We start from the raw sequence: 11,163 nt of genomic DNA, 5'->3' as shown, positions 1-11,163 counted from the left end.
GCCTTACTTGGCCAGGTTTTGCCAGGTTTCGATCACGGTATCGGGGTTCAGCGAGATCGAGACAATGCCCTTGTCGGCCAACCATTTGGCAAAGTCGGGATGGTCAGAAGGGCCTTGACCGCAAATACCCACGTATTTGCCCTTGGCCAAGCAGGCATCGATGGCGCGTTCGAGCATTTTCTTAACGGCCGGATCGCGCTCGTCAAAGTCTTTGGCCAGCAGCTCCAAGCCTGAGTCACGGTCCAAGCCCAGGGTCAGCTGGGTCAAATCGTTGGAGCCAATCGAGAAGCCATCAAAGAACTCTAGGAACTCTTCGGCCAGGATGGCGTTGGAGGGCACTTCGCACATCATGATCAGCTTCAGTCCGTTTTCGCCGCGCTTCAAACCGTTGTCGGCCAGCAGCTCGGTCACGCGCTCGGCCTGCTTCAAGGTGCGCACGAAGGGGATCATGATCTCAACGTTGGTCAGACCCATGTCTTCGCGCACGCGGCGCAGGGCTTCGCATTCCATCTTGAAGGCTTCGCCGAAGTCTTCCGAGATGTAACGCGCTGCACCACGGAAGCCGAGCATCGGGTTTTCTTCTTCCGGCTCGTAGCGGCTGCCGCCGATCAGCTTGCGGTATTCGTTGGACTTGAAGTCCGACATGCGCACGATGACGGGCTTGGGCCAGAACGCTGCGGCAATAGTGGCCACGCCTTCCGCCACTTTATCGACGTAGAAGGCACGCGGCGAAGCATGGCCACGGGCCACGGATTCCACAGCTTTCTTCAGGTCAGCATCTACGGCGGGGTAGTCCAGGATGGCCTTGGGGTGCACGCCGATGTTGTTGTTGATGATGAATTCCAAACGCGCCAGCCCCACACCGCCATTGGGCAGTTGGGCAAAGTCAAAAGCCAGCTGGGGGTTGCCCACGTTCATCATGATCTTGGTGGCAATCTCGGGCATGGCACCGCGCTGCACTTCGGTCACTTCGGTTTCGATCAGGCCGTCGTAGATCTTGCCGGTATCGCCCTCGGCGCAAGACACGGTCACCAAGGTGCCGTCTTTCAAGCGTGCCGTGGCATCGCCGCAACCCACCACGGCCGGAATGCCCAATTCACGCGCGATGATGGCGGCGTGGCAGGTACGGCCACCACGGTTGGTGACAATCGCTGCGGCTTTTTTCATCACCGGCTCCCAATTGGGGTCGGTCATGTCGGTGACCAGTACGTCGCCGGCTTGCACCTGGTCCATTTGCGAAATGTCGGACACCAGGCGCACAGTGCCGGTACCGATCTTCTGGCCAATGGCGCGGCCTTCGACCAGCACATTGCCGGTGCCTTTGAGCTTGTAGCGCAGCTCGGCCTGGCCTTTGGACTGGCTTTTCACGGTTTCGGGACGCGCTTGCAGGATGTAGAGCTGGCCGTCGGTGCCGTCCTTGCCCCACTCGATGTCCATCGGGCGGCCATAGTGCTGCTCGATCACCAGGGCGTACTGGGCCAGTTGCTGCACGTCGGCGTCGGAGAGCGAATAGCGATTGCGCAGCTCAGGAGCCACATCGCAAGTTTTCACCAGCTTGCCGCTGGCAGCTTTTTCTTCAGGGCTGGCAAACACCATCTGGATCAGTTTGCTGCCCAGGTTGCGGCGAATCAGCGCCTGTTTGCCGGCCTTGAGCATGGGCTTGTGGACGTAGAACTCGTCCGGGTTCACAGCGCCTTGCACCACGGTTTCGCCCAGGCCGTAGCTGGAGGTGATGAACACCACGTCTTCAAAGCCCGATTCGGTGTCGATGGTGAACATCACACCGGCGGCGCCCAGGTCAGAGCGCACCATGCGCTGCACACCAGCGGACAGGGCCACCACGTCGTGCTCAAAGCCTTTGTGGACGCGGTAAGAGATGGCACGGTCGTTGTAGAGCGAAGCGAACACTTCTTTCATTTTGTGCAGCACATCTTCGATGCCCACCACGTTCAAGAAGGTTTCTTGCTGACCGGCAAACGAAGCGTCGGGCAGGTCTTCGGCCGTGGCCGAAGAGCGCACCGCAAACGAAGCGGCGCTGTTGCCGCCTTGCAGGGTGTCAAAAGCCTCGCGAATGGCTTTTTCCAGATCGGCGGGGAAGGGCTGGGCTTCGACCATGGCGCGGATTTCGGCACCCACTTGCGCCAAAGCGCGCACATCGTCCACGTCCAAGGCTTTTAATTTGGCGGAGATTTTCTCGGCCAGACCTTCAAACGCCAGAAATTGGCGAAAAGCGTGGGCCGTGGTGGCAAAGCCGGTGGGCACGCGCACGCCCTGGGGCAGCTGCGAGATCATCTCGCCCAGCGAGGCGTTTTTACCGCCAACAACCTCCACATCCTCCATGCGCAGTTGCTCAAAGGGCACGACCAGAGCATTCGCAGCAAAGCGTTCAGACATAACAAACTCCAAAGTTAAAAAATCGGCAGCGTCTGCGCGGTGCAAGTCACTTTGCTTGGTTTTCGTTGTGGGACTTCATCGGGCAGAGGCAGGAATCTGACAAATAATCGGCGATTGTAGGGCCGGGCAGCCAAAACAATGGCCAAATCCGGCAGTTTCTGACCCCACTGGAGAGGCAAGTGTATGCATACACGCACGGTTTTTGTGATTTCGGACGGCACGGGCATCACCGCCGAGACCTTTGGCACCGCGTTGATGGCGCAATTTGATATCACCCCCCGCATCGTGCGCATTCCCTTTGTCGATACCGTCGATAAAGCCCACCAAGCGGTGCGCCAAATCAATCACAGTGGTGAAGTGGAGGGAAAAAACCCCATCGTTTTCAGCACCCTGGTCAATCCAGACGTGGTGGCCGTGATCACCCAGCACTGCAAGGGTTTGCTCATGGACATGTTTGGCACCTTTGTGCAGCCGCTGGAAGATGAGCTGGGCCTGAAAAGCCAGCACCGCGTCGGGCGCTTTAGCGATATCAGCCAGAGCAAGGAATACCTCAACCGCATGGAGGCCATCAACTACACCCTGGCGCACGACGATGGGCAGACACACGCCGACCTGTCGGGTGCCGATGTGGTGCTGATTGGCGTGAGCCGCTCGGGCAAGACCCCCACCAGCCTGTACCTGGCGATGCAATTTGGCCTAAAAGTGGCCAACTACCCGCTGATTCCTGAAGATTTTGATCGCAAGCAGCTGCCCCCGGCGCTGGAGCCGATCCGTAAAAAGCTGTTTGGCCTAACGATTGACCCCCAGCGCCTGTCCGATATTCGCAACGAGCGCCGCCCCAATTCGCGCTACGCCAGCTTGCAAAATTGCCGCCACGAGGTGGCCGAGGCCGAGGCCATGATGCGCCGCGCCGGGGTGCAGTGGCTCTCGAGCACGCACAAATCGATTGAAGAGATCTCCACCACCGTGCTGCAGCAAGTGCTGCCCCAGCGCCTGGGGGTGAATTTGCACGGTTAAACTTGCGCCCCTCTTCGCACGGGCCCATCGGGGGCCGGTGCCATGGGTTCCCTCACCCCCATGCTTGCTTTGCCCAAAAAGGACTTTTATGTTTGAGCTCCCGGCAACGGCCCAGCGCAACGCGCTCGTGGCCCTGATCGCCTTTCACATCACCCTCATCATTGCCAGCAACTACCTGGTGCAACTGCCCATTACCCTATGGGGCTGGCATACCACGTGGGGCGCATTCAGCTTTCCGTTTATCTTTTTGGCCACCGATTTAACGGTGCGCCTGATTGGCAAACCGGCCGCCAGAATCGTCATTGCCCGGGTCATGCTGCCCGCACTGGTCGCCTCCTACATCGTCTCGGTGCTGTTTCACGATGGCGCGTTTGCCGGCTGGGAGAGCTTGGCCACCTTCAACGCCTTTGTGTTCCGCATTTCCTTGGCCAGCTTTATGGCTTATGTGCTGGGGCAGCTGCTCGATATTCAGGTGTTTGACCGCCTGCGCCAATGGCCCCAGTGGTGGATTGCGCCGGCCGCCTCGGGCATTGTTGGTCAGGCGGCCGATACGCTGATGTTTTTCAGCGTGGCGTTCTGGCGCAGCTCCAACCCGTTTATGGCGGCCAACTGGATGGAGATTGCCCTGGTCGATTACGTGATCAAGCTGCTGGTGAGCCTGGCGGTGTTTGTGCCGCTGTACGGTGCCTTGCTCAAAACCTTGCTCAAACTGCTGCCGCGCCAGCGGTTGGTGGCTGCGGCCCGCTAAAGCGGCTGCACACCACCTCATAAAAACAATAGCTGTTTGCGCTGATTTAATAAGCGATTCAAAGCAAAATTGCCTTGAAAACGTTTTAAATTAAGCGCAAACAGCTTTTATTTTTAAATCAGGCATTCACCCGCTTTTTGCGGCTGGGCCTGCAAAGCCTGCACGCGCAAACGGGCTGCGGCTATATCAAACGCGCTGCCATCGGGCTGGTGGCGGCCATCCAGGCAATCGGGGATGACAAGCAATGCCGTCAGCGGTTGCACCGCCTCCACCCGAATGCGCAGCAGTGCAACGCCCTCGCCACCGCCAACACTGTGCGCCATGGGCACGGGGCCATGCTGCTGCAATTGCCCCAGGGTGTAGCGGCGGGCATCCATGGTGGGGTCGTTGGGGTCATCCGGGTTGGGCTGGCCGTAGCGCTGGCCCGCAATTTCAAAGCAATACGGCTGGGGCTGGTGCCAGCCCAAAACGGTTTGCACGATGCGGTGCAGTTGCGCCAAAGAAGTGCGCTCTGCCACGACCAAGCGCCGCCAGACGGCAGGGGTTGTGCCTTGCAACTGCACATGCAACTGGTAAGCACAACGGGACACAGACGGCGGCATGAAAACACTCCTTCAAGGTCAAAAAAACCGCCATTTAAGAGCAGCCACGCCCACGCTGCTGGGGCGTGGGCAAGAAAGTCCGCCTCCCGGGTGGGTATGGCGGCGGCCAATTACGCTGAATCGGCAGCGCTGGTAAAGGCATCGGCAAAAAATGCTTCGGCAGGCAGATTGCGGGTCGCGATAAAGCTGTGTCGCGCCGCCTCGACCATCGCCGGGGCACCGCAGGCGTACACCTCGAAAGGGGCCAGATCCGCAAAATCATCCAGCACGGCTTGGTGTACCCACCCTGTGCGGCCCTGCCAATCGTCCTCAGGCAACGCATCCGAAACCACGGGCACAAAGTTCAAGCCCCCCGGCAGGCGATGCGCCTGAATCCAGTCGGCCCGGTAAATATCGTGCGGGCGTCGTCCCCCCCAATACAGCATCACCGGGCGGCGGCTGCCCAGGTATTCCAAGTGCTGCAAGATGGCTTGAATGGGGGCAAAACCGGTGCCAGAGGCGATAAAAATCAAGGGCTTTTGGCTGTTAGGCTGCAAGAAAAAGCTGCCAAACGGGCCTTCGACGCGCAGGATGTCCTTTTCCTTCATCCCGCCAAACACCTGGTCGGTGAACACGCCACCGGGCATGTGGCGAATGTGCAGCTCCATGCCGGGGTTGTCGGCCTGGGTGTGCGGTGCGTTGGCCATGGAATACGCCCGGCGGGTGCCGTCGCGCAATAAAAACTCAATGTATTGCCCGGCAAAGTACACAAATTTTTCGGTGGCCGGCAGCTGCAGCTGCACTTGCATGACATCGGGGCTCAAACGCGCAAGGCTGCGCACCCGCACGGGCATTTTCTTGATGGGCGGCAAGCCTTCCAAGCTCACTTGGCGCGACTCCAGCACCACATCGCTGTGGGCGGTGGCACGACAGGTCAAGATCACATCGTGGCGCGCCTCTTCCTCGCTCAAGGCATGGGCCGAATGGCTGCCATGCGTGGTGCTGCCGCTCAATTTTTGGCACTTGCACGAGCCGCAGGCCCCGTCCTTGCAGCCATAGGGCAGGCCCACCCCGGCCTCGATGGCAGCGGCCAAAATGGTTTGGCCTTCGCGCACCATAAAACTGCGGCCACTGGGCTGGATGGTGACTTGGCAAGCGTTGTCTGCGCTCATATCTTGGCTATCCTTCCTTATTTTCAGCACTGGCCCCGCGCCAGGAAAGGCCGGATTGTGCCCACAAACGCAAAACCATACCCCCGCCCGCCACGCATCCGCCCCCAGCCGCTGGCCCCATTTCGCCGCCTGCGCGTCTTCATTGTCGGGTGTGGCGATGTGGGCCAGCGCTGCGCCCGCATGCTGCTCGATCGCGGGGTGCGGGTGCTGGCGCTAACTTCCAACCCACAGAGCCAGGCCGTGCTGCAAGCCCAGGGCATCACCCCCTTGTTGGGCAACTTGGATGCCCCGGCCAGCCTGCGCCGCCTGGCCGGTTTGGCCCCTTATGTGCTGCACCTGGCCCCGCCACCGGGCCACGGCCCGCACGACACCCGCACCCGCGCCCTGCTGCAGACGCTGAGCCAAACTTCAGCGCCCCAGGCGCTGGCCTATGTCTCGACCACCGGGGTGTATGGCGATTGCGCCGGCGCTTGGGTGGATGAAACCCGCCCCGTGGCCCCCAGCACCGCCCGCGCCCAGCGGCGTGTGGATGCGGAAACGCAATTGCAGCGCTGGGCGAAACACCGGCGCGTGCGCCTGAGCGTTTTGCGGGCCCCCGGCATTTATGCGCCCAATCGTCCCCATGGCACGCCCCAAGAGCGGTTGCGCAACAACCTGCCCATCTTGGCCGCGGCCGACGATGTGTTTACCAACCATATTCATGCCGACGATTTGGCCCTGGCCTGCCTGCTGGCCCTGTTTCGCGCTCGGCCCTTGCGGGCCATGAACGTGTGCGACGACCGCCAGCTGCGCATGGGCGATTATTTTGAGCAGGCGGCCGATGTGTACGGCCTGCCGCGCCCACCGCGCATCTCGCGCAGCCAGGCGCAAGAGCAGCTCTCGCCCCTGAGCTTGAGCTTTATGAGCGAATCGCGCCGCCTCTCCAATCGCCGTTTAAAAACAGAACTCAGAATGCGTTTGCGCTGGCCCGATGTGTTGCAAGGCTTGGCGGCAGGCCTTGGGCCGACCGCCGATCAAGGCCGGGGCCGCACATTGCCCTTGCCGTCGTAGCACCGAAACACATTGCACTGCCAGCGCACTTCGGGCTCGGGCGGCGGGGGCCTGCCATGCGGTGGCCGCGGGCGGTGGTGGGGGGGATAAGCCCCCACCGAACCGGGGTACACCGGATAAGGCACCACCACAGGTGCAACAGGATTGGCGGGCGGCTGAATGATTTGCACCGGGGGCTGCCGCGCCGCTGCGGCGGCGGCTTGGGCTGCGGCTTTTTCCGCCTCTAATCGGCGCTGGGCCTGGGTGCGGGCCTGCTCCACCTGCCAGCGGGCTTGGGCCTCTTCGTATTGGCGCTCTTGCGCGGCTTTTTCCTGCGGTGAAAGGGCCGGCACCACCTCCTGGCTGCGCTGGTCAGCGCTGCAACTGCCGTCGGTGTACGTCACCTTGCCCGTGCGGGCATCGGTGCAGCGCTGCACCTGGGCCTGCGCCGGCAGCAAGGCCGTAACAACCGTGAACAACAACAGGGGTAGAAAAATTTTGCAGCGCATAGTGCCCAGAACTGTGCCCAGTTCAAGCGGCACTGACAAGAGAATAATAAATAGCATCTACCGCTTTATTTTTGCTATTTTTTGGTGTTTTTCAATAAAAAAAGGCGTACTCAGTACGCCTCTTGCTATGCAATTAAAGTCACTGACTTATTTCAGTGCCTTGTAGCGGAAACGCTTGGGCGCAGCGCCCTCTTCGCCCAGGCGGCGTTTCTTGTCGGCCTCGTACTCTTGGTAGTTGCCGTCAAAGAACACCCATTGCGAGTCGCCCTCGGCGGCCAGGATGTGGGTGGCGATGCGGTCCAAAAACCAGCGGTCATGGCTGATAACCAGCACCGTGCCGGCGTATTCGAGCAGGGCATCCTCCAGGGCACGCAGGGTTTCCACGTCCAAGTCGTTGGAGGGCTCGTCCAGCAGCAGCACGTTGCCGCCTTGAATCAAGGTTTTCGCCAAGTGCAGGCGACCACGCTCACCGCCGGAGAGGTTGCCAACTTTCTTTTGCTGGTCCTGACCGCTGAAGTTAAAGCGCCCGCAGTAAGCGCGGCTGGCCATTTGGAATTTGCCGATGTTCAAAATATCCAGGCCACCCGAGACATCTTCCCACACGGTTTTATCGTTCGAGAGACTGTCACGCGACTGGTCCACATAGGCCAGTTGCACGGTTTGACCGATTTCCACCGTGCCGCTATCGGGCTGCTCTTTGCCCGCAATCAGCTTGAACAGCGTGGATTTACCCGCGCCGTTGGGGCCGATGATGCCGACGATGGCCCCAGCGGGCACGTTCATCGACAGGTTGTCAATCAACAAACGGTCGCCAAAGGCTTTGGAGACGTTTTTAAATTCGATCACCTTGCTGCCCAAACGCTCGGCCACAGGAATAAAGATTTCCTGGGTTTCATTGCGTTTTTGGTATTCGTAATCGCTCAGCTCTTCAAAACGGGCAATGCGGGCTTTGGATTTTGTCTGGCGACCTTTGGCATTTTGGCGCACCCATTCCAGCTCTTTTTTCAAGGCTTTGGCGCGGGCCTCTTCCCCTTTTTGCTCTTGCTCCAGGCGGTTGCCTTTTTGCAGCAGCCAGTCGGAATAATTGCCCTTGTAGGGAATGCCATGGCCACGGTCCAGCTCCAAAATCCACTCAGCCGCGTTATCCAGGAAATAGCGATCGTGGGTAATGGCCACCACGGTGCCGGTAAAGCGGTGCAAGAACTGCTCCAGCCAATCGACCGATTCAGCGTCCAAGTGGTTGGTCGGCTCGTCCAGCAGCAGCATATCGGGCTTGGACAGCAGCAACTTGCACAGCGCCACGCGGCGCTTTTCACCGCCCGAGAGTTTGCCCACCACCGCATCCCAAGGGGGCAGGCGCAAGGCATCGGCGGCAATCTCTAATTGGTGCTCACTGTCTGTGCCTGCGGCAGCAATGATGGCCTCCAACTCGCCTTGCTCGGCCGCCAGGGCATCAAAGTCGGCATCTTCTTCGGCATACGCGGCATACACCTCTTCGAGGCGGGCCTTGGCCTTGTTCACCTCGGCCATGGCCTCTTCCACCGCTTCGCGCACCGTGTGCTCGGGGTTGAGCTGGGGCTCTTGGGGCAGGTAACCAATCGACAGCCCCGCCATGGGAATGGCTTCGCCCTCGAATTCCTTGTCCACGCCCGCCATGATCTTCAAGAGCGAAGATTTACCCGAACCATTCAGGCCCAGCACACCGATTTTGGCCCCGGGAAAGAACGACAAAGAGATATCTTTCAAGATCTGGCGCTTGGGCGGCACCGTCTTGGTCAAGTGATTCATCGAGAAAACGTATTGAGCCATGGGTCTTTCAAATAAGAAATTTTTGCAATTAATGTGCTGTCTTTTTGCAGCAACCAACCCGCAATTATCAACGCATGCGACAATATCGGCTACCCAGGGATCCAGTTACCCTGGACTTTGGCCTTTTTGCGAAGCCTTCCAGCGCCTACCCACGCACTGCGACCGTCTTTAAAACCAAGGTCAGCCCATTCACCTAGAGACTGGCCCGGCTGCCCGCAAGGGGCGGCCCTGCAAGGTGAGTAAATTTTGAAAACAAGCACCTAACCCCAACGCCCAGGATGGGCGTATTGCCACAACAATGACATTTGAAGAACTGAACTTGGCTCCGGCCATCGTCCAAGCCGTACACGAGCAGGGCTACACCACCCCCACCCCGATTCAAGAACAAGCCATCCCCGCCGTTTTGGCCGGTCACGACTTGCTCGCTGGTGCCCAAACCGGCACCGGGAAAACGGCGGCGTTTTCGCTGCCCATCCTGCACCGCCTAACCCAAGGCGGCACGCAAAAACCCGCTGGCGGCATCCGTGCGCTGATCTTGAGCCCCACGCGCGAATTGGCCGCGCAGATTGAGGACAACCTGCGCTCCTACGCCCAACATCTGCCCGTCAAATCGACCGTCATCTTCGGCGGCGTGGGCATGAAGCCACAAATCGACCGTATCCGCAAAGGCATCGACATCCTGGTCGCCACGCCGGGGCGCTTGCTCGATTTGCAGCAGCAAGGCCTGCTGGATTTGTCCCACGTGGAAGTGCTGGTGCTCGATGAGGCTGACCGCATGCTGGACATGGGTTTTATTCACGATGTGAAAAAAATCCTGGCCCTGGTGCCCAAAGACAAGCAAAGCCTGCTGTTTTCGGCCACCTTCAGCGACGACATCCGCGAGCTGGCGGGCACCTTGCTGAAAAACCCGCAAAGCATCCAAGTGACACCGCGCAACACCACCGTGCAGCGCATCACCCAGATCATCCACCCCGTTGGCCGCCGCAAGAAAAAAGAAGCCCTGCTGCACATCATCCAAGAACACAACTGGAGCCAAGTGCTGGTCTTTACCCGCACCAAATTTGGCGCCAACCATGTGGCTGAATACCTGACCAAGCACGGTGTCACCGCTATGGCTTTGCATGGCAACAAAAGCCAAAGCGCGCGCACTCAAGCGCTAGCAGGCTTTAAAACTGGCGAGCTACGTGCTTTGGTAGCTACTGATATTGCAGCACGCGGCATTGATATTGACGAGCTGCCGCACGTCGTGAACTACGAAATCCCGAACGTTCCAGAAGACTACGTACACCGCATTGGCCGCACGGGCCGTGCGGGGCGCGAAGGCCACGCCGTCAGCTTGGTGTGCCTGGACGAAGAAGGTTTCATGATGGAAATCGAGCGCTTCACCAAGCAAGAAATCCCCGTGCAGGTGCTGCCCGACTTTGGCCCTGAAGAGGGTGAAAAAGCCGAGCCCATCGCCATGGGCCGCCAAACCATTTGGGGCGGTGCTGGCAAGCCCCCCAGCCGGGAAGTCATGCAGGCAGCGGCCAAAGCCGCGCGCCAAGAGATGATGGAGCGCATCCGCAGCACTAAAACCGCCCAACCCAACCGAGGCGGTGGCCGTGGTGGCCGCAAACCGGTGGCCGAAGCCGCCGCCCAAGCCAGTGGCGAAGGCCACCCCGACCAGGGCAGCGCCACCCCAGGGGACACGGGCCCACGCCGTGGCGGCCAAGGCTACAACCGCTCGCGCCAGCGCCCAGGCCGCAGCAGCACACGCCCGGGCGAAGGCTTGGCACCGATGCGAGAAAGCCGCCCTCCCCGCACTAGCACCAGCAGCAGCCACAACCGCCCCCCCCGCAGCGAAGGGCCGGATTACGAAGGCGGCGCGAGCAGCCGGTTTGAATTCCAGCCCCCCACCGATGCCC

The 11,163-nt window shown here is 60.1% G+C and carries 9 protein-coding genes; 4 read left to right on the top strand and 5 right to left on the bottom strand.

The genetic code is table 11. The annotated features are described in order from the left end of the window. Positions 1-3: 3 nt before the first annotated feature. Positions 4-2,394, bottom strand: a complete 2,391-nt coding sequence (ppsA, locus tag J1777_RS06095; RefSeq protein ID WP_207574931.1) for a phosphoenolpyruvate synthase — start codon at positions 2,392-2,394, stop codon at positions 4-6. Positions 2,395-2,577: 183 nt separating this feature from the next. Here ppsA and ppsR point away from each other — a divergent pair, with 183 nt between their 5' ends. Together ppsR and J1777_RS06085 are read left to right on the top strand one after the other, a co-directional pair. Continuing rightward, entirely contained in the window at positions 2,578-3,411 is an 834-nt protein-coding gene (gene ppsR / locus J1777_RS06090; protein WP_207574930.1) for a posphoenolpyruvate synthetase regulatory kinase/phosphorylase PpsR, read from the top strand. An 88-nt stretch (positions 3,412-3,499) separates the two neighbouring features. Beyond that, positions 3,500-4,159, top strand: coding sequence for a 7-cyano-7-deazaguanine/7-aminomethyl-7-deazaguanine transporter (locus tag J1777_RS06085; protein WP_207574929.1), 660 nt, complete (start codon positions 3,500-3,502; stop codon positions 4,157-4,159). Positions 4,160-4,272: 113 nt separating this feature from the next. On the opposite strand, the gene J1777_RS06080 is transcribed toward J1777_RS06085, so the two are convergent. Continuing rightward, positions 4,273-4,761: a plasmid pRiA4b ORF-3 family protein gene (locus J1777_RS06080; protein ID WP_207574928.1), complete on the bottom strand. Its 489-nt coding sequence runs from the start codon at positions 4,759-4,761 to the stop codon at positions 4,273-4,275. Positions 4,762-4,871: 110 nt separating this feature from the next. Then, positions 4,872-5,912, bottom strand: a complete 1,041-nt coding sequence (locus J1777_RS06075) for a CDP-6-deoxy-delta-3,4-glucoseen reductase (protein WP_207574927.1) — start codon at positions 5,910-5,912, stop codon at positions 4,872-4,874. A gap of 57 nt (positions 5,913-5,969) precedes the next feature. Between J1777_RS06075 and J1777_RS06070 the strand changes: the two genes are divergently transcribed. Next, positions 5,970-6,962, top strand: a complete 993-nt coding sequence (locus J1777_RS06070; protein WP_341352940.1) for an SDR family oxidoreductase — start codon at positions 5,970-5,972, stop codon at positions 6,960-6,962. On the opposite strand, the gene J1777_RS06065 is transcribed toward J1777_RS06070, so the two are convergent. Next, the gene (locus J1777_RS06065; protein WP_207574926.1) at positions 6,926-7,450 is read right to left on the bottom strand and encodes a DUF4124 domain-containing protein; all 525 of its coding nucleotides are present in this window, start codon (positions 7,448-7,450) and stop codon (positions 6,926-6,928) included. The genes J1777_RS06070 and J1777_RS06065 overlap by 37 nt on opposite strands. Before the next feature lie 147 nt (positions 7,451-7,597). Beyond that, positions 7,598-9,259 (bottom strand): energy-dependent translational throttle protein EttA, encoded by a 1,662-nt coding sequence (gene ettA, locus J1777_RS06060; RefSeq protein ID WP_207574925.1) that lies wholly within the window; start codon positions 9,257-9,259, stop codon positions 7,598-7,600. Between the two features lie 298 nt (positions 9,260-9,557). On the opposite strand from ettA, the gene J1777_RS06055 reads away from it, so the two are divergent. Then, the coding region (locus tag J1777_RS06055; protein ID WP_242700419.1) for a DEAD/DEAH box helicase at positions 9,558-11,163 on the top strand (1,606 nt) is incomplete at its 3' end.

Source organism: Comamonas denitrificans (assembly GCF_017368815.1).
Classification (GTDB): domain Bacteria; phylum Pseudomonadota; class Gammaproteobacteria; order Burkholderiales; family Burkholderiaceae_C; genus Comamonas; species Comamonas denitrificans.
Note: the sequence above shows the minus strand (reverse complement) of the source record. Positions and strands in the feature narration are given on the sequence as shown.

Bases quoted from the DNA above. Each gene is read 5' to 3' on its own strand.
- ettA (WP_207574925.1), bottom strand. From the start codon at position 9,259: ATGGCTCAATACGTTTTCTCGATGAATCACTTGACCAAGACGGTGCCG.
- J1777_RS06085 (WP_207574929.1), top strand. From the start codon at position 3,500: ATGTTTGAGCTCCCGGCAACGGCCCAGCGCAACGCGCTCGTGGCCCTG.
- J1777_RS06075 (WP_207574927.1), bottom strand. From the start codon at position 5,912: ATGAGCGCAGACAACGCTTGCCAAGTCACCATCCAGCCCAGTGGCCGC.
- ppsA (WP_207574931.1), bottom strand. From the start codon at position 2,394: ATGTCTGAACGCTTTGCTGCGAATGCTCTGGTCGTGCCCTTTGAGCAA.
- ppsR (WP_207574930.1), top strand. From the start codon at position 2,578: ATGCATACACGCACGGTTTTTGTGATTTCGGACGGCACGGGCATCACC.
- J1777_RS06065 (WP_207574926.1), bottom strand. From the start codon at position 7,450: ATGCGCTGCAAAATTTTTCTACCCCTGTTGTTGTTCACGGTTGTTACG.
- J1777_RS06080 (WP_207574928.1), bottom strand. From the start codon at position 4,761: ATGCCGCCGTCTGTGTCCCGTTGTGCTTACCAGTTGCATGTGCAGTTG.